The sequence below is a fragment of the Cognatishimia sp. genome, from assembly GCF_049116455.1.
GTDB lineage: Bacteria > Pseudomonadota > Alphaproteobacteria > Rhodobacterales > Rhodobacteraceae > Cognatishimia.
The window spans coordinates 1,077,909-1,096,912 of record NZ_JAGDYW010000003.1; the positions used below are offsets into that span (position 1 = coordinate 1,077,909).

Sequence of the window (19,004 nt, forward strand, 5' to 3'; positions counted from 1 at the left end):
CAGAGCAGCCGGAGCACATGAATGCTCGAGTTTGATAACGTCAGTAAGTCCTTCTGGACGGGGACGCAGCGCAAGGTCATTTTGGATCGGGCGTCTTTTCGCGTGGATCTGGGCCAATCGGTTGGCATCCTTGCCCCCAATGGTTCTGGCAAGACAACGATCATCAACATGATGGCTGGGTTGGAAAAACCCGACGAAGGCGAAATTCGCCGCGGCTGCCGTATTTCATTCCCACTTGGTTTTATGGGCGGTGTTGTGAACAAACACACAGCGGTTGAAAACAGCCGTTACATCGCGCGCCTCTACGGTCTTGACCCTGACTATGTCGAAGCCTTCTGTCGTTGGCTTTGCGGGCTGGAAGAATACTTCGAGCAGCCCCTTGGAACCTATTCATCGGGCATGCGCGCCCGGTTCTCCTTTGCGCTAATGCTAGCTTTGGATTTTGACATGTATCTGGTGGACGAAGGCATGCCCTCTTCCACAGATGTAGAATTCAATCGCAAGGCCGGTGATGTCCTTCGGGAACGCCTGCGCACAACAACAATGATCATCGTGTCGCACCAGCCTTCCACGCTGGAGAAGTTTGCCAAATCCGCTGGTGTCTTGGTAAATGGGCAATTGCATATGTTTGACACCTTGGAAGAGGCAAAGCAGCTTTATGACTACCAAACCCAAGGCTAAAAAATTCCGCATCCGCCGAAGTGCGGGCCAACAGGCCGCATTGGCCACAGAGCCCGCTGCAGATGCAGTTGCACCGAATGAGGCAGCATCTGAAGCTGCGCCAATGCCGGAAACGCAATTGAGCGAAGTTCCAGTGACACCCCAAACCGAGGCACCGCAACCAGATGCTGAGGTTTCGGATCGCGCCGCCCGTCGTCAAGCGCGTTTAGCACGTTCGGCTGAACGGCGTTCGCGCAATACGCCTGCGCAAGACGACCAGCCCATGCCCACCTCCACCGAAGAAGATATGAGCGGGCTGGAAATGGCGATGGCGGCACCAGCACAATCTGCGCCGCAACCAACGACAACAACAACGGGAACATCGGCCCCACCGTCTTCGATTGCGCCAACAGCTTCACCGGAAGAGGCTATTGCGCAGATCCGCCAAGAGGGGCTAACCGGGCGCCAATTGCGCATGGCGCGGCGTTTGGCGCAAAAACACAATCTTGCGGCAACCTCCGACTATGATGCTGTGCGCCTCTTGCGCCAAAACGGCTTGGATCCATTCCGTCGCTCTAACATGTTAGATCAGGTCGCGCCTCCGGCAGGCACACCGATCCCCTCTGGCGCGCCGCAACTTCCACAAACACAAGATGTAAGCGCCAGCAATCTGCCATCTATGGAGATGGCTTCACCTGCTGAGCGCCGCGTTCGTGAGATCGGCGATATTCAAAAAGATATCGCCCGCCGTCGGCGCCGCAAATCCATCCTTATGTTCGCCCGTCTTGCGGCCTTTGTGATGCTGCCCACCATGCTGGCGGGCTATTACTATTACAAAGTCGCGACACCGATGTTTTCAACCAAATCAGAGTTTCTGATTATCGCTTCCGAAAAGGCTGGCATTGGTGGCGGGCTTCTGTCGGGCTCACAATTTGACACAAAGGATTCCACATCCACCCAGTCGTTCCTGCAATCCAAGGAAGCGATGCTTTTACTTGAACAAGATGTTGGTTTTAAATCGGTTTTCACCGACCCATCTGTGGATTCCCTGCAGCGTCTGAATGAAAATCCAAGCAACGAGGAAGCCTACAAAGTCTATCAGAAATACATCAAAATCGGATTTGACCCCACTGATGGTGTGATCCGCATGGAGGTGTCTTCACCTGATCCAGAGATAAGCACAGAGTTTTCTCGCGCTCTGATCGGCTATGCCGAAGACCGCGTTGATGGCCAATCGCAACGAAAGCGAGAAGACCAATTGAAAGATGCGCGCCGGAGCCTCGAAAAGGCCAAAGAGGAGCGCCGCAATGCGCAACGTGCTTTGGTGCAATTGCAGGAAAACTCGGTTCTTGACCCGGAAGGGCTGATTGCAAGCCTGCGCCAGCAGATCAGCACATATGAGCTGGAATTGCAGGAAAACCAGCTGGAACTCAGCTCGTTGCTGGACAATTCCCGTCCGAACGAAGCACGAGTGAATGGGGTGCGAGGTAATATCCGTAACCTGCAAGCCATACTTGAAGGACTTCAAGGGCGCATGACCGAAGTGGGTGGCAGCCAATCATCCCTCGCAGGACAAGCGGCGGCGATCCAGATCGCTCAGGCAGACCTAGCCACTGCTGACATCATTTTGACGGCCGCACTTCAGACGCTGAACCAAACGGAGCTCGAAGCCTCCCGTCAGGTGCGCTACCTCACGACATCCGTTCAGCCGGTAACATCGCAAGACGCGAGCTACCCACGCGCCTTTGAGAACACGATCCTCAGCTTCCTGATTTTCTCAGGTATCTACCTGATGATTTCATTGACCGGGTCTATCCTACGGGAACAAGTTTCAGGCTGATCGCAGAAGGCCCCATGACGGTTCGACAAAAAAGAGCGCCAATTTGGCGCTCTTTCTATTTATTAAGCTAAACCTCGCCCCTTCAAAAGCGCTTCCACTCCGGGCAGCCGGCCTCTGAAACGTCGATACAAATCTGCAGCATCAACAGACCCACCTTTGGACAGAATATGCTCCTCCAGAGCCTTGGCTTGCTGCGGATCAAAGGCTCCTCCGGCTTCTTCAAAGGCCTCAAAGGCATCCGCATCCATGACCTCAGACCACATGTAGCTATAGTAACCACTTGAGTAGCCATCGCCTGCAAAGACATGGGCAAAATGAGGTGTCGCATGCCGCATCCTAATCGCCTGAGGCATACCGATCCCATTTAGAATTTCCGTCTGACGCGCCATCACATCTTCAGGTGCGGCCCCTGTATGGAATCCAAGATCCACAAGGGCTGAAGCCACATATTCGACAGTTTGAAAACCCATGTCGAAATTGGCCGCTTGAAGGACCTTTTCCAACAAAGCTTCCGGCATGGTCTCGCCCGTATCGGCATGAGTGGCAAATTCTTTCAATACCTCAGGTACTTCAAGCCAGTGTTCATAAAGTTGGCTTGGCAACTCTACAAAATCACGCGCCACAGACGTTCCAGAGACACTTTCATAAGTCACATTAGACAGCATTTGGTGCAGCGCATGGCCAAATTCATGAAACAGCGTACGCGCGTCATCATATGACAAAAGCGCCGGATCGGATTTCGCAAAGTTACAGACATTGATCACTATCGGTGTTTGGTGATCAGGGTATTTGGCCTGACTGCGCATCGCAGAGCACCAAGCGCCTGAACGTTTGGATCCGCGCGCAAAATAATCGCCAATGAACACTGCGATGTGTTTACCGTCGCGCAAGACTTCCCATGCGCGGCAATCTGCGTGGTAAAGTGGTACATCCAATGGTTTGAACTCTAACCCAAATAGACGATGCGCGCAGGCAAAAGACGCTTCGATCATACGATCAAGCTGCAAATAGGGTTTCAGCGCGGCCTCATCCAGATCGTGTTCAGCTTTGCGGCGCTTTTCTGAATAATAGCGCCAATCCCACGGGGCGAGGTCATCATTGATGCCGTCAGCATGCATCATCTCTGTAAGACGCGCTGCATCCACTTCGGCCTGTGCTTTAGCTGGCCCCCAAACATCCATCAAGAGCTTCTCAACCGCGTCCGGGGTCTTGGCCATCTCGGTTTCAAGTTTGTAATCGGCAAAGGTTTTGTAACCCAACAACTGTGCCCGTTCTTGCCGCAATGCTAGGATTTCGGCGGCAATGGCGCGGTTGTCGGTTTCACCACCGTTTGCACCGCGCGCGGCCCAGGCTTTGAACGCAGTTTCGCGCAGATCGCGACGCGGGGAAAACTGCAAGAATGGTACAATCAAGGACCGCGAGAGTGTCACGACTGGTCCGCTCGCCTGCTTTTCTCCTCCAGCGGCGCGTGCGGTATCCATTACGAAACCTGGCAGGCCTTCAAGGTCCGCTTCTGTGAGTTCCATGAACCAATCGCGCTCATCTGCCAGCAAGTTTTGAGTGAATTCAGTACCCAAGACAGCCAGTCGAGATTTGATCTCTTTCATGCGCGCATCTGCGGCACCTTCCAGCGCAGCACCACCGCGTAGAAAACCCCGATGAGTTAGCATTAACACACGCGCCTGTTCTTCATTCAGCTCAAGAGTATCCCTGCGCGCCCAAAGATCAGCGACGCGCGCGAAAAGCGCTTTGTTCGCAGAAATTTCAGCAGAATGCGCCGCCAGTTTAGGTGCAAAGTCGCGCTGCAATGCCTCGCGTTCAGGGTTACTGTCAGCTCCGGCCACCGTGTAAAACACCGACAGAACCTTGTCGAAATCTTCCCCGGCTGCTTCTAAGGCACCGATGGTGTTTTCGAAATCTGGCGCTTCAGGGTTGCCAGAAATTATCGCGATTTCTGCTTTGTGTGCGTCAAGTGCTGCCTCAAAAGCAGGGGCAAAATCGGCATCTGAAATCTGATCGAATGGCGCAAGTGCGAAAGGGGTGGTCCATTCGGACAGCAATGGATTTGTCATGGCAATCTCCTTTGTAAAAGATTTAGATCGCTGGGAAATTTCTGCAATGTGTTTCACGCTCACAATTGCGCAAATCGCTGGGCATGGGAACGAAGTTGGCAGCAATTCGTTTCAGCAGCCCTTGTCTCAGTTACGCGCCTGCGCCGCAGGTTGGGCAATCAGCTCGCCGTTTCAACTGAATTTTTCGACTTTCGCCATACAGCGCATCGTAGATCATCATTTCACCGCGCAAGGCTGAACCTGCGCCAGTGATCAACTTAATCGCTTCGCCTGCCATCATGGTGCCGATCACCCCCGGCAAGGGGCCGATGACCCCGGCCTCGGCACAGCTTGGCGCAAGTTCGGCAGCGGGGGCTTTGGGGAAAATGCATTGGTAACACGGCGCATTCTGGGCCGGGTCAAATACACTAATCTGCCCTTCCCATTGGCTAAGAGCACCTGAAATTAGCGGCTTTTTGAGGTCGACGCAGGTTCGGTTTACCAAATAACGGGTGGCGAAATTATCGGTCCCATCCAGAACGATGTCGTATTCCGAAATAATCGCAGAGGCGTCATCATCCGATAGACGGCGCTGATAAGGTCGAACGGTAACAAATGGGTTCTGCGCGCGCATTGCTTCGGCTGCAGAATGAACTTTCGGCATGCCGATGTTTTGATCGGTATGGATTACCTGACGTTGAAGATTTGAATTATCAACATAGTCGTCATCGATCACCCCGATCGTCCCAACCCCAGCCGCCGCCAGATAAAGCAATGCAGGAGAGCCAAGCCCCCCGGCCCCAATCACCAGAACCTTGGCGTCTTTTAATCGCTTCTGCCCGACGCCACCAACTTCACGCAGCACGATGTGGCGCGCATAGCGGTTCAGCTCGGTCACTGAGAACGGACCTTGAACCGTCTGAGGTATTTGCGCAGCAGAGTCCTTAACGCGCGCTCGCAGGAATTTAAGCCCCTTAAGATAGGCAAATACCAAAACAACAGCGCCACCCAAGATCAGCCATAAAGCTGCTGATCCGCCTGTGGCCTCGCGCAAGGCATTGCCGTCTGGCAACGCCAGATGAAGGCTTACAACGGCCAAATAGACCAGCCCAATCAACATCCACATCACGCGTGAAGGCACACGCGCCAGACGACACAGCCCCCAGATCAATGCGCAACAGCCTAAGACCAAAACCATCAAGCCACTCCGGTCGATCCAAATCCGCCTGAGCCACGTTCGGTTTCACTCAGGGTGTCTTGAATGTGAAACGACGCTTGCACCACCGGAGCGACAACCATTTGTGCGATCCGATCGCCATGCGCGATATGAAAACTGTCCTGCCCTGCATTCATCACAATCACGCCAAGCGGGCCACGGTAATCGCTATCGATGGTGCCCGGACTATTGGGCAATGTGATCCCGTGTTTCAAAGCCAAGCCAGAGCGTGGACGGATTTGAACCTCAAACCCCAGTGGGATTTCCAACTGCAAACCTGTGGGGATCAACATCCGCGCACCGGGATCCAAGGTCATGCCGCCGCGGAGATCCGGTGCAAAATTGGCGCGCAGATCAGCACCAGCGGCCCCAGGTGTTTCATAGGATGGCAGCCCCAAGTCCTGATCAGACCCTTCGACCCAACTTATTTTGATGGCAACCACGCAGCGCCCTTTCCCGTCTATCAGCCCAGCTTGGCTGCAATTCGATCCGCAAGCTGACGCGCAACCGCGTCCTTTTGCATGCGCGGCCAATGCTCTGCCCCGTCGTCTGAAATCAATACAACCGCGTTTTCGCGCCCGCCCATAATCCCGGTTTCCGGGCTGACATCATTGGCAACAATCCAGTCACACCCCTTGCGGAGGCGCTTTTTAGTAGCGTTTTCGATGACATCATCTGTCTCGGCCGCGAAACCAACAACCAAAGCTGGTCGGTCTGATTTGGATTGTGAAATCGTCGCCAGAATATCTGGATTTTCCAGGAAATTCAGGCTTGGAATTTCACCGTCCTGTTTCTTAATTTTACTATCACCGGCACCATCCACGCGCCAATCTGCAACAGCTGCCGCAAATACGCCTGCGTCCGCTGGCATTGCGGCGGCGACAGCATCCATCATCTGTTTTGCGGTTTCGACTTCAACGACATGAGCGCCTTCAGGCCGCGGCTCTTCAGCCGGACCGGTCACAAATACAACCTCTGCGCCAAGCGCCAATAAGGCGCGTGCAATGGCCGTTCCTTGGGCACCAGATGAGCGGTTGGCAATATAGCGCACCGGATCAATCGGTTCATGAGTTGGACCAGAAGTCACCACGATACGGCGTCCGGTCAAAGGGCCTTCGGCGAGTGCGGCCTCAACCGCAACCACGATCTCGACCGGTTCGGCCAATCGACCGGGGCCAAATTCACCACAGGCCATGTCGCCTTCATTCGGGCCCACAAAGCCGACGCCATCGCCTTTCAGTGTCGCAAGATTGCGCTGCGTTGCAGGGTGCAGCCACATGCGTACATTCATAGCAGGCGCAACCAAGATCGGTGTATCCGTCGCTAGCAACAAAGTAGAAGCGAGATCATCCGCCTGTCCCGTCACCATTTTAGCCATCAAGTTGGCCGTGGCTGGAGCCACAACAATCAGATCCGCTGAACGCGACAATTGGATATGCCCCATTTCAGCTTCATCGGTCAGATCAAAAAGATCCCGGTAGGCTTTTTCTTCAGCCAACGCCGAGACCGACAAGGGTGTCACGAACTGTTCAGCGGATTTGGTCAGAACCGGCGTCACCCAAGCTCCGCGTTTGCGCAGTTGGCGGATCAAATCCAGCGATTTATATGCGGCAATTCCGCCGCTGATGATCAGAAGAATGCGTTTGTCTTCCAGCATTTGGCCCCTCCGAGGTCAGGCAGAACAGACACTATGCATTTGAGCGCAGGGAAACAAGCGCCCCTGAATTATTGGCGCGCTAAACAAACCATGCCTCTCGGAACTTTGTTGCTTGCAAGCGCCATGCCCATTACGCAGGGTATCGAACCGAATTTCACATTGTGGGGGCTTTATGCTGCCAAAGCTGACGTTTGTATTGGGCGGAGCCTCTTCTGGGAAATCAGCCTATGCAGAGACCTTGGTCACAGACACGGGTGCCCCGCGCGTTTATATCGCAACGGCGCAGGTGTTTGACGAGGAGATGCGCGTTAAAGTCGACGCCCATTTGGCCCAGCGCGGCGCAAACTGGCGCACGATTGAGAGCCCTTTAGACCTGAGTGATGCTTTGCAGTCGATCAGCGAAACCGAGGTGGTCCTGCTGGACTGCGCCACGATGTGGCTTTCAAACCATCTGATGGCAGAGGCAGACATTGCCCGTCAAACGGACTCGCTTTTGGAACAACTTCGCGACTGTAAGGGCTCTGTTGTGGTCGTCTCAAACGAAGTCGGTATGGGTATTGTTCCCGATAACGCATTGGCGCGCAAATTTCGCGACGCACAAGGCAAATTGAACCAAACTCTTGCTGCGCAAGCGGATTTGGCCGTGTTCGTCGTCGCTGGCCTGCCGATGGTCTTAAAAGGCGACCTACCATGAGCCGACTTTTCCTTGTGCGCCACGGGCCAACCCACGCGAAAACCATGGTCGGCTGGTCTGACTTACCAGCGGATCTGTCTGACATTGCAGCATTGGAGCGCCTTGAAAACTTTTTGCCATCTGATGCCATCATGGTGTCTTCGGATCTTTCACGTGCGGTTGAGACGGGTAATGCAGTTCAAGGGGATCGGCACCGCTTGCCACACATGCCCGCCCTCAGGGAGCTGCACTTTGGATCATGGGAATTAAAGTCCCACGCAGAAGTGGAGGACCAGGACTTGATGCGCGCCTATTGGGAGCAGCCCGGCGACATCAAAGCCCCTGAAGGGGAAAGCTGGAATGATTTGATCAAGCGGGTAAATCAAGCGATTGACACGCTCATTGTGAACGCAATGGGAGAAGATCTCATCGTCGTATGTCATTTCGGCGTCATCATCACACAAGTGCAACGCGCGTTAGGGCTATCGGCCTATGACGCATTTAGCCATCATATCAACAATCTTTCTGTTACGGAAATTCGCACGACCCCAAACTGGTCCGCTCCGCTTATCAATCACAATCCTTGATGAATTCCGTCACAACCTTTCGTTTTTGTGAAGACAATAGGCGCGATATCATCCCTTTATGTCTTATCATCTTGTCATTGGCGACTACGCCTATTCGTCTTGGTCCCTGCGGGGCTGGTTACTGTTTGAAAAGTTCGACATTGCGCGCGATCTAACTTTGTTGGACTTCAGTTCAGAGAGCTCGGTCTACGAACAGCTCGCAGAGTTCTACCCTGCCCGTACCGTTCCCACGATTCGCACGCCTGCTGGTGCAATCATTTCTGAAAGCTACGCCATTGCCGAGGAACTGGCGGATCAACACCCTAACAAAGGCATTTGGCCCCAAGACCCAAAACTACGCGCGATCGCACGCTCTTTGGCTGCAGAGATGCATTCAGGTTTTACAGCACTCCGTGAGGCCTGTCCGATGAACCTGCGCACCGCCTGCCAATGGGAACAGCCCAGTGCCGAGGTTTTAAAGGATTTGGCGCGCATCGAGGACATTTGGAATGTGGCCTTTGAGGCAAGTCAGGATCAATCAGGCGGTTGGCTTTGCGGAGACTATAGCGCCGTTGACGCCATGTATGCGCCGGTCGCCATGCGCATCGCGGGATATGGCCTGCCCGTTGGTCCAACCGCGCGCGCCTATGTCGAAAAACATCTGAATGACCTCGCCTTTCGCCGCTGGCGTGCCATGGGTATGGTGCGCGGCGCGCATCTTTCTCATTACGAAAACGACTTTCGAACCCGTGACTGGCCTGGCCCGAAAGTGACAAAAGCGGTTGCAACCAATGAGACGCCAGTGAACTCGCATTGCCCCTATAGCGGCAAGATCAGCACACATATGCTATCGCTGGATGGCGTCAGCTATGGGTTCTGCAACGCCTTTTGCCGCGATAAAACGCTCGCTGATCCAGAAGCTTGGCCAGGTTTTTCCGCCTTGAGAGATCAGCATAGTTAACACCTCAGTAACCCTCTTCCCAATACGCTGGCTCCAGAATTGGGAAGAGAGATGGTCACCAAAACCTATACTGTCGCCTTTGAGGGCGTTCACGCGCATACCGTAGAGGTCCAATGTGCCGTCACTGCAGGCCTGCCCGCGTTTAGTGTCGTGGGCCTGCCGGACAAAGCGGTATCCGAAGCGCGTGATCGAGTTCGATCTGCCCTCAGCGCACTTGCCATTGCTCTTCCTTCCAAACGCATCACGATTAATTTGTCGCCTGCAGACCTTCCAAAAGAAGGCAGCCACTATGACTTACCCATCGCTGTAGCACTTTTGGCGGCTTTAGATATCCTTCCGAAAGACGCTGCTGAAGAAACGCTTTCCCTCGGAGAGCTATCGCTTGACGGAACCTTAGTACCTGTCATTGGCGCGTTACCTGCAGCGATGGCAGCCGCACAAAGTGGACGCTCAATGTTCTGCGCAACAGACTCAGGCCCCGAAGCGGCCTGGGTCGAAGCCGCTAATGTCATTGCTTCAAAGTCACTAGCGGCAGTCATTGGGCATTTCACCGGGCAAGCCCCCTTATCGCCCTGCGCCCCAGGAGAAGTTTCCACCCTGAACACCTTAAAAGATTTCAAGGATGTCAAAGGGCAAGAACGTGCAAAACGCGCGCTCGAAATCGCTGCGGCCGGCCGGCATCACATGTTGATGCTTGGTACTCCGGGTTCCGGGAAATCCATGCTGGCTGCCCGTCTGCCTTCGATCCTACCGCCCCTTTCGCCAATGGAAGCGCTTGAAACCAGCATGATTCATTCTGTGTCGGGCCTCTTGGATCAGGGAGGCATTTCAATGCAACGTCCATTTCGTGAGCCACACCATACGGCTTCAATGGCAGCGATCGTTGGTGGAGGGCGCCGCGCCTCTCCGGGCGAAATCAGCCTAGCGCATAATGGGGTGTTGTTTTTGGACGAGTTGCCGGAATTTTCTCGCCAAGTCTTAGAAACCTTAAGGCAACCTATCGAAACTGGCGAAGTCATGGTCGCTCGGGCGAATGCGCATATCACCTACCCCTGCCGCTTTATGATGATCGCTGCCGCAAATCCTTGTAAATGCGGATATCTTTATGATCCTGCCAAAGCTTGCCCTCGCGTTCCGGGATGCGGAGACGATTATATGGGTCGTCTATCTGGACCATTACTGGATCGAGTAGATCTACGCGTTCAAGTTCCGCCAGTTTCCTATCAGGACTTAGACCTGCCAGCAGATGGGGAGCCCTCAAAAGATATCGCAACCCGTGTGATTGCAGCGAGACGTATCCAAGACGCGCGATTTAAAGAGTTCCCAACGGCGATCACAAATGCCGACGCTCAAGGAGGTGTATTAGAGGACATCGCAACGCCGGACGCGGAAGGGCGCGAGGTCCTTTTGCAGGCTGCAGAACGATTTGGATTAACAGCGCGCGGCTATCATCGTGTTTTGCGCATTGCGCGCACAATTGCGGATTTGGCGGCGAGCACCGATGTGCAGCGCCACCACATTTCCGAGGCGCTTAGTTACCGAGCGCCGACCCAATCATTGCCTTAAGAGACCTTCGCTTCGATGGCCTGCCAGATTTTTTCAGCGATATTGACGCCGTCAAAACGTTCTAGTTCTTGGATGCCGGTTGGGGAGGTCACGTTGATTTCGGTAAGGTAGTCGCCGATGACATCGATCCCAACAAAAATCTGACCTTTTTCTTTCAGCAAAGGACCAATCGCTGCACAGATTTCTTTGTCGCGTTCGGTCAGACCAATTTTTTCAGGCCGCCCACCCACGTGCATATTACTACGTGTTTCGCCGGCCGCTGGGACGCGGTTGATGGCACCTACGGCTTCTCCATCGACCAATATCACCCGCTTATCACCGTTGCTGACGTCAGGCAGGAACTTTTGCACGATCAACGGCTCTCGGCTGAAACCGGTGAACAATTCATGCAGGCTTGAAAGGTTGCGATCATTAGCATCGAGTCTAAAGACCCCAGCCCCGCCATTGCCGTAGAGCGGTTTCAGAATGACGTCTTTATGTTTTGCCTTAAATTCTTTGATCGTTTCCAAGTCCCGCGCGATGGTTGTTGGCGGTGTCAGTTCAGGGAAATCAAGAACCAAGAGTTTTTCCGGATAATTGCGAACCCAGAACGGATCATTGACCACCAGCACATCGGATTTCAGGCGATCCAAAAGATGCGTAGAGGTGATGTAATGCATGTCAAAGGGGGGATCTTGACGCAGCCAAACGACATCAAAGTCTTTCAAAGCCACTTTTTTCAAAGGACCTAGATCCACGTGATTTCCCTGCTCACGCCGCAAAACCATGTCATGGCCGCGTGCTGTGATCACGCCTTCTTCATAGGCCAATTGATCAGGGGAATAATAAAACAATTCGTGACCGCGTGCTTGAGCCTCTTCAGCTATGCGAAAAGAACTGTCTGCAGCGATATCAACCGCGTCGATTGGATCCATTTGGAAGGCGATTTTCATGGGCATCCCTCTTAAGTCTGCCCATTACATGGCGTAGCACCCGGCGTGTTGCAATGGGGGATCAGGTCGCGATTAACGCATTCTCAAGAATTTGAACAACGCCAGAGCCATTCACAAGCGCCACATCAAATCGCATATCGGCAAAAGGCACCTTCGCGACATCGGAAATAAAGACAGTCGCGGCCGCGAATATCCGGTCGATTTGCTGTTGTGAGACCCGAGACGCGGCAAGATCATGAGTACGTGATTTTTTGACTTCTACGAAAACAAAAGTGCTGTCCCGCTGAAACACCAAATCAAGTTCGCCGCCACCGCCGCGCCAACGTTCTGCGGCCAAAACGTAGCCATTTGCTTCATAGGTTTTGCGCACGGACTGTTCGGCTGACATCCCCGCCAAATAGTTTTGTTTTCCGCGGCGAATTCTGTCGGTTTGCAGCATGCTATGCCCTTTGCGTTACTTCCCTTTCAGGTCTAACGCCAATGCGTAAACTTTCCGTTTGTTCACTCCGAATGCTTTGGAAACCGTGTCTGCTGCGTCTCGAACAGTCATATTTTCCAATGCTTTTTTCAGCGCCGTTTCAATATCCTCTTCAGAGTTTTCATCACCGGATGCACGATCGATCAAAACGACTATTTCCCCTTTGACGGAGTGTGCTGCGTAATATTCCGCAAGAGAACTCAATGTGCCGCGTCGCACTTCTTCAAATTTCTTAGTGAGCTCTCGACTAACAACAGCCTCACGATCGGCCCCTAAGACATCAGCGGCATCAGCCAACATATCGCCTAATCGCTTTGGGCTCTCATAGAAGACAAGCGTACCCGGCACGGTTTTCACTGCATCCAACCCATTCCGGCGCGCTGTTTTGGCGTTTGGCAAAAATCCTGCAAAGAAAAACGCATCGGTCGGCAATCCCGCTAATGTGAGCGCCGTGACAATCGCAGAAGGCCCCGGGGCTGACGTCACCAAATGACCTGCTTCCGCCACCGATTTCGCCAAATGATATCCTGGGTCAGCAATCAAAGGCGTACCAGCCTCCGAAGCATAAGCCACCGAATGCCCGTCATTGAGCTGAGACAGCAGTTTTTTGCGCACGCCTTCACCAGAATGATCATGATAGGCTACGATTTTGCGACCATTTAACGGGATACCATGAATTTCCATCAACCGTCTAAGCGAACGCGTGTCTTCGGCTGCCAATATATCGGCGCTCGCCAAGATATCCAAAGCTCTCAAAGTGATATCGCGCGCCGTGCCAATAGGTGTTGCGACAAAGTACAGCCCGGCCTTCAATGGCACGATTTGGTGATTCAACGCTGGACCCTCCGATTGGGGCGTTTATTATCCGCAGAAAATCTCGCGGCATCGGTTACGCCGTGATTTGTGTGACAGTCTGAGGAATGTGTTCATGTTTGCTGCTTTTAAACCCCGTCGTGGAATTCTGAAAGGCCTACTCGCTGTGAGTGCCACAGCTCTGGTGATCGCCTGTGAACCGATAGCGACAGGAGGCGGGCCGTCCATCAACACCGCTAAGCCTGTTCCAGTGGCTCTGCTTGTTCCAAAATCCTCGCAGTCTTCAGGGGATGCTGTTCTATCACAAAGCCTTGAAAACGCAGCGCGTTTGGCGATGTCCGACCTTGACGGCATCAAGATTGATCTCCGGGTTTACGACACAGCCGGAGATGCTTCCGTCGCTCAGGCAGCGGCCCTCAAAGCTGTTGGAGAAGGTGCAAAAATCGTACTTGGCCCTGTACGCAGCGGACCCTCGAACGCTGTGGGTGTTGCGCTGGCCAGCAAAGGCGTGAACGTCTTGTCGTTCTCTAACAACGCATCGATTGCCGGTGGCAATGTTTTTGTGCTTGGACCAACCTTTAATAACACCGCAAAACGTCTGTCTCGTTTTGCTGCGCGCAACGGCAAATCCAACATTCTCACGGTACATGCGCAAAATGTCGCCGGAGAAGCGGGTAAAAATGCAATTGCTCAAGCATTGGCATCTACATCTTCTCGCAGTGCCGGTGCTGTAGGTTATGAATTCTCGCAAAAAGGTGTGATCAACGCGGTTGATGACGTACGCAATGCCGTAAGAAGTTCCGGCGCAGATGCGATTTTCCTAACTTCTGACACCTCTGGCGCATTACCTCTATTCACGCAGCTTTTGCCCGAAGCCGGCGTGAAACCAGAATCTACGCAGTATATCGGATTGACCCGCTGGGACATCCCTGCGCAAACTCTGGCACTGCCAGGCGTTCAGGGCGGCTGGTTCGCGATGCCTGACCCTGCGCTGACCGGTCAATTCCGCAATCGATATGCAAGCGCTTATGGAACCAATCCGCACCCGATCGGAGGCCTGGCCTACGACGGGATCGCAGCCATCGGCGCTTTGGTATCACAGGGCAAGGCAAATGCTTTGACCACCACAGCGCTGACACAAGGCGCAGGCTTTAACGGCGTGAACGGTATTTTCCGTCTGCGCGTAGACGGCACAAACGAACGCGGATTGGCAGTTGCCACCATCCGCGACAAACAGGTTGTTATCATTGACCCAGCACCAAGAAGCTTTGGAGGCGCAGGCAGCTAATCCTGCCGCCTTTCTCCCGGTTCCTCCGGACAACCTGATTTGCGAAGCAGATCTGATTTTCAACCGCACCCAGCTGGGTGCGGAGATCATCAATGCCTGCCTTGCTGCAGAGAGCGCGAAAGACATGCGCGCAGCCGTTGTCGCTCTTTTGCGCGACGCGCAGAAAACTGGACGCGCGGTCATTGAAGACGCTTTTGCAAAAGAGCCGTTTTTCGCCCGCCCAATGACGCGCGCCTACACTTGGCTCACCGATTGTCTGGTGAGTTCCGCGCATTTTGTGGCAACCCAAGCGCTTCACCCCCGCCCGAACCCGACCGAAGGTGAACGCATCGCGCTCTTTGCCGTCGGCGGATATGGCCGTGGTGAGATGGCGCCGCAATCAGATGTCGACCTGCTGTTTTTGACGCCATACAAAATCACCGGCTGGGCGGAGAGCGTGATTGAATCCATGCTCTACATCCTATGGGACCTGCGCCTGAAAGTCGGCCACAGCTCGCGCACCGTCAAAGATTGCCTTCGGCTAGGCGGAGAGGACTTCACCATCCGGACCGCGATGCTGGAGCAAAGGTTTTTGGCGGGTTACGCGCCTTTGTCCAAAGAATTGTCAGAACGGTTGGAAAACGACCTATTTAAAGGGTCTGAACGCGATTTCATCGACGCGAAATTGACTGAACGCGACGAGCGGCACAAAAAACAAGGCCAACGCTATGTGGTTGAGCCGAACGTCAAAGAAGGAAAAGGCGGGTTGCGGGATCTGCAGTCGCTGTTTTGGATTGCGAAATACGTTTATCACGTGAACAGCACCCAAGAGCTGGTTGATCTCGGCCTGTTTCATCAGGAAGAATTTGAGCTGTTTGAACGCGCTGAAAACTTTCTTTGGGCCACGCGCGGCCATCTGCATTTGATCAACAAACGCCCGATGGAACAGTTGAGCTTTGACATGCAGGTCATGGTGGCCGAGCGGATGGGATACACCGACAAAGGTGGGCGCCGTGCAGTCGAGCATTTCATGCAGGATTACTTCCGCCATGCGACCTCTGTGGGCGATCTCACCCGCATCTTGCTAACAAAACTTGAAGACAACCACACAAAGTCAGCCCCTCTGCTGGAACGTATTTTCCGCAAGCGTCCGCCTCGTGTGAAAGCGGGCTATACGGTTAAGTTCAATCGCATTTCCGTTGCAGATGAGCAGGCCTTTCTGTCTGACAAGCTGAACATCTTACGCCTTTTTGAAGAGGCACTGCGCACAGGGGTTTTGATCCATCCCGACGCAATGCGACTTATTCAGGCCAACTTGCACTTGATCGACGACGATATGCGCGCTGACCCGCGTGCGGCCAAGATTTTTCTAGATACGCTTCTGAAACACGGCAATCCCGAACGCGCTTTGAGGCGCATGAATGAATTGGGCGTTTTGTCTGTTTTCATCCCGGAATTCGAGCCCATCGTCGCGATGATGCAATTCAATATGTATCACTCTTACACGGTAGATGAGCATACGATTCAGGTGATTTCGACCTATATGCAGATCGAGCGTGAGGAGCTGATCGAAGAGCTGCCACTGAGTTCCGACATCCTGAAACGGGGCATCAATCGCAAGGTCATCATGGTGGCCATGTTACTGCATGATATTGGCAAAGGCCGCGACATTGATCACTCAATCCTTGGTGCCAAAATCGCGCGCAAAGTGGCGCCGCGTCTGGGCCTCACAAAAGACGAATGCAAAACTGTCGAATGGCTGGTGCGCTACCACTTACTGATGTCTGATGTTGCGCAAAAGCGTGATCTTTCTGATCCACGCACAATTCGTGATTTCGCCAAGGCCATGAAATCAGTTAAAAATCTTGACCTGCTGACAGTACTGACAGTGTGTGACATCCGAGGCGTTGGCCCGGATGTTTGGAACAACTGGAAAGCAACGCTGATCCGCAACCTTTACAGTCTGACGCTGGATGCGTTGGAAGGTGGCGCGGAGGCACTGAATACCAAGCAGCGCACTACGGAAGCCAAAAAGTCCCTGCGCGCGCGTTTGACGGATTGGGAAAGCAAACTCGTCAAACAAGAGACAGCTCGCCATTATGACCCTTACTGGCAAGGCTTGCCAGCTGAGGCCCATGTAGCCTTTGCCAAACTATTGCAAAATCTAGATGGCGGCGAGGTTCACATTGATCTTGAGCCGGACGAAGACCGCGACGCAACGCGTATTTTGTTTGCCTTGGAAGATCACCCGGGCATTTTCTCACGACTTGCGGGGGCGTTGGCTCTTGTTGGGGCCAATGTCGTTGATGCACGGACGTATACTTCAAAAGATGGCTACGCGACGGCAGCCTTCTGGGTTCAAGATTCTGATGGCAGCCCCTATGAAGCCAGCCGCCTTGGCCGCCTGTCGCAAATGATCCGCAAGACGTTGATGGGCGAAGTGGTCACACATGAAGCGATGAAATCTCGCGATGTTATCAAGAAACGCGAACGTGCCTTCAAAGTGCCCACCACCATCATCTTCGATAACGAAGGGTCGGAAATTTACACGATCATCGAAGTTGATACGCGTGATCGTACCGGGCTGTTGTTTGACCTGACCCGTACACTTGCAAACAGCAATGTGTATATCGCCTCAGCCGTGATCGCGACCTATGGCGAACAAGTGGTTGATACCTTCTATGTCAAAGACATGTTCGGCCTGAAGTTCCACGCCGAAAGCAAACAGAGAACGCTTGAGACCCGGTTGAAAGAAGCCATTACCAAGGGCGCCGAAAGGGCCAACGCGTGAAACCGATCCGCTTGATGAAGGGGTTTTTGACGGTTGGCTTTTGGACCCTTGCCAGCCGCATCCTCGGCTTTGCTCGCGAGATTATCATTCTCTCGCTGATCGGCCCCGGTGCTGCGCTGGACGCATTTGTTGCGGCCTTTCGTCTGCCCAATATGTTTCGTCGGTTTTTTGCAGAAGGCGCATTCAACGCAGCCTTTGTCCCGATGTTTTCGAAAAAGTACGAAGCAGGTGAAGATCCTCAAGCCTTTGCTCAGGATGCCCTAAATGGTTTGGCGCTGGCAGTCCTGACCCTGATCGCAATCGCCATGATATTCATGCCCGGTTTGGTTTGGTTGACCGCAGAGGGTTTCTACGGCGATCCAAGATTTGATGTCACGGTTGGGTATGGGCGGATCGTGTTCCCCTACATCCTGTTCATGGCCTTGGCGGCTTTGTTTTCCGGCGTCTTAAATGCCACGGGCCGGTTTGCAGCAGCGGCAGCGGCCCCGGTTCTGCTCAACATTTTCACGGTCTGCGCCATGACCGTGGGATATTTCCTTGGGGGAGAAGTGATCAATTGGCTGTTGTGGTCAATTCCGGTTGCCGGCGTTGCGCAACTCTTGTTGGTTTGGGACTCTGCTGAAAAGGCTGGTGTCACTCTCCGAGTGAGACGCCCACGCTGGACGCCAGATATGTCTCATATGGTGAAGGTCGCAGTTCCTGCCGCTTTGGCCTCAGGTGTGATGCAAATCAATCTGGTGGTCGGGCAATTGGTGGCCTCGCGGACAGAAGGCGCAGTCAGCTGGTTGTTTGCTGCAGACCGTCTCTACCAGTTGCCGCTGGGGGTAGTCGGCATCGCAGTTGGGATTGTCTTGTTGCCAGAACTTTCGCGACGTCTGAAGGCCAAAGATGATGTGGGGGCACGTGACGCCTACTCGAGGGCCGGTGAGTTCGCCCTTGCCCTGACAATCCCTTGTGCCATGGCCTTTCTAGTTATTCCGCTCTCCTTGGTCTCGGTCATGTATGAGCGCGGCGCGACTAGCAGTGCTGACAGTCAAGCCATCGCTTGGGCCGTCGCCATTTATGGTCTGGGTCTGCCTGCATTCGTTCTTCAAAAGTTACTCCAGCCTGTTTTCTTTGCACGAGAAGATACCAAGTCGCCGTTCCGATATGCCGTTATCGCAATGATCGTGAATGCCGCTCTCTCATTTGGTCTCCACCCAGTCATTGGCTGGTTGGCCCCCGCAGTTGCAGCGACAGTCGCGGGTTGGACCATGGTGCTGCAGCTCTGGATGGGCACCCGAAAATTTGGTGTGGTTGCTCAATTTGATGACCAATTCATGCACAGGCTCCCAAGAATCATATCCGCGACCGTCGCCATGGGTGCGATTTTGTTTGCGACGCAGGGCTGGCTGGGCGGCGCATTGTTCGCAGATGGCCTTCGGTATCTGGCGCTTCTCGGCCTGATTATCGTTGGGGGCATTACCTATTTTGCGGCAGGCCACGTAATTGGTGCATTTAATCTACGCAAACTTATGAAAGGCGGGCGTTAAG

Annotated in this window: 16 protein-coding genes; 9 read left to right on the forward strand and 7 right to left on the reverse strand. The window is 53.7% G+C overall.

From position 1 onward, the window contains the following. The first annotated feature begins 21 nt into the window (after positions 1–21). Together JXQ85_RS10350 and JXQ85_RS10355 are read left to right on the forward strand one after the other, a co-directional pair. On the forward strand, positions 22–681 hold the full coding sequence (locus tag JXQ85_RS10350) for an ABC transporter ATP-binding protein (protein ID WP_421748820.1): 660 nt from the start codon (positions 22–24) through the stop codon (positions 679–681). After that, a complete protein-coding gene (locus JXQ85_RS10355; RefSeq protein ID WP_421748821.1) occupies positions 659–2,500 on the forward strand; it encodes a capsule biosynthesis protein in 1,842 nt (613 codons plus the stop codon). Before JXQ85_RS10350 ends, JXQ85_RS10355 begins: the two co-directional genes overlap by 23 nt. A gap of 62 nt (positions 2,501–2,562) precedes the next feature. Here the strand turns inward: JXQ85_RS10355 and JXQ85_RS10360 are convergent, their stop codons facing one another. The 4 genes from JXQ85_RS10360 to coaBC form a co-directional block, all read right to left on the reverse strand. Next, the gene (locus tag JXQ85_RS10360; protein ID WP_421748822.1) at positions 2,563–4,572 is read right to left on the reverse strand and encodes a M3 family metallopeptidase; all 2,010 of its coding nucleotides are present in this window, start codon (positions 4,570–4,572) and stop codon (positions 2,563–2,565) included. Between the two features lie 130 nt (positions 4,573–4,702). Further along, the gene (locus tag JXQ85_RS10365) at positions 4,703–5,749 is read right to left on the reverse strand and encodes a HesA/MoeB/ThiF family protein (protein ID WP_421748823.1); all 1,047 of its coding nucleotides are present in this window, start codon (positions 5,747–5,749) and stop codon (positions 4,703–4,705) included. Then, on the reverse strand, positions 5,749–6,210 hold the full coding sequence (dut, locus tag JXQ85_RS10370; protein ID WP_421748824.1) for a dUTP diphosphatase: 462 nt from the start codon (positions 6,208–6,210) through the stop codon (positions 5,749–5,751). The genes JXQ85_RS10365 and dut overlap by 1 nt, the downstream gene beginning before the upstream one ends. A 20-nt stretch (positions 6,211–6,230) precedes the next feature. Further along, a complete protein-coding gene (coaBC, locus tag JXQ85_RS10375) occupies positions 6,231–7,424 on the reverse strand; it encodes a bifunctional phosphopantothenoylcysteine decarboxylase/phosphopantothenate--cysteine ligase CoaBC (protein WP_421748825.1) in 1,194 nt (397 codons plus the stop codon). 172 nt (positions 7,425–7,596) lie between these two features. Between coaBC and cobU the strand changes: the two genes are divergently transcribed. Genes cobU through JXQ85_RS10395 form a run of 4 tightly spaced genes read left to right on the forward strand, consistent with a single transcriptional unit; the run spans position 7,597 to position 11,190 of the window. Further along, on the forward strand, positions 7,597–8,118 hold the full coding sequence (cobU, locus tag JXQ85_RS10380; protein WP_421748826.1) for a bifunctional adenosylcobinamide kinase/adenosylcobinamide-phosphate guanylyltransferase: 522 nt from the start codon (positions 7,597–7,599) through the stop codon (positions 8,116–8,118). Next, on the forward strand, positions 8,115–8,684 hold the full coding sequence (locus JXQ85_RS10385; RefSeq protein ID WP_421748827.1) for a histidine phosphatase family protein: 570 nt from the start codon (positions 8,115–8,117) through the stop codon (positions 8,682–8,684). Before cobU ends, JXQ85_RS10385 begins: the two co-directional genes overlap by 4 nt. 58 nt (positions 8,685–8,742) lie before the next feature. After that, positions 8,743–9,624: a glutathione S-transferase N-terminal domain-containing protein gene (locus JXQ85_RS10390; protein WP_421748828.1), complete on the forward strand. Its 882-nt coding sequence runs from the start codon at positions 8,743–8,745 to the stop codon at positions 9,622–9,624. 51 nt (positions 9,625–9,675) lie between these two features. Next, a complete protein-coding gene (locus JXQ85_RS10395) occupies positions 9,676–11,190 on the forward strand; it encodes a YifB family Mg chelatase-like AAA ATPase (RefSeq protein ID WP_421748829.1) in 1,515 nt (504 codons plus the stop codon). Here the strand turns inward: JXQ85_RS10395 and gshB are convergent. From gshB to rsmI, 3 genes are all read right to left on the reverse strand, one after another. Beyond that, positions 11,187–12,122 carry a glutathione synthase gene (gene gshB, locus JXQ85_RS10400; protein ID WP_421748830.1) on the reverse strand — a complete coding sequence of 312 codons (936 nt, stop codon included), beginning with the start codon at positions 12,120–12,122 and terminating at the stop codon, positions 11,187–11,189. The genes JXQ85_RS10395 and gshB overlap by 4 nt on opposite strands. 61 nt (positions 12,123–12,183) lie before the next feature. Next, complete coding sequence (locus JXQ85_RS10405; protein WP_421748831.1) at positions 12,184–12,561, reverse strand: YraN family protein; 378 nt, start codon at positions 12,559–12,561, stop codon at positions 12,184–12,186. Positions 12,562–12,576: 15 nt separating this feature from the next. Next, positions 12,577–13,434: a 16S rRNA (cytidine(1402)-2'-O)-methyltransferase gene (gene rsmI, locus JXQ85_RS10410; protein ID WP_421748832.1), complete on the reverse strand. Its 858-nt coding sequence runs from the start codon at positions 13,432–13,434 to the stop codon at positions 12,577–12,579. Positions 13,435–13,528: 94 nt separating this feature from the next. On the opposite strand from rsmI, the gene JXQ85_RS10415 reads away from it, so the two are divergent. Genes JXQ85_RS10415 through murJ form a run of 3 tightly spaced genes read left to right on the forward strand, consistent with a single transcriptional unit; the run spans position 13,529 to position 19,003 of the window. After that, complete coding sequence (locus JXQ85_RS10415) at positions 13,529–14,701, forward strand: penicillin-binding protein activator (protein WP_421748833.1); 1,173 nt, start codon at positions 13,529–13,531, stop codon at positions 14,699–14,701. After that, positions 14,661–17,471 (forward strand): [protein-PII] uridylyltransferase, encoded by a 2,811-nt coding sequence (locus JXQ85_RS10420; RefSeq protein WP_421748834.1) that lies wholly within the window; start codon positions 14,661–14,663, stop codon positions 17,469–17,471. The genes JXQ85_RS10415 and JXQ85_RS10420 overlap by 41 nt, the downstream gene beginning before the upstream one ends. Beyond that, positions 17,468–19,003, forward strand: coding sequence for a murein biosynthesis integral membrane protein MurJ (murJ, locus tag JXQ85_RS10425; RefSeq protein WP_421748835.1), 1,536 nt, complete (start codon positions 17,468–17,470; stop codon positions 19,001–19,003). Before JXQ85_RS10420 ends, murJ begins: the two co-directional genes overlap by 4 nt. Position 19,004 lies beyond the last annotated feature (1 nt).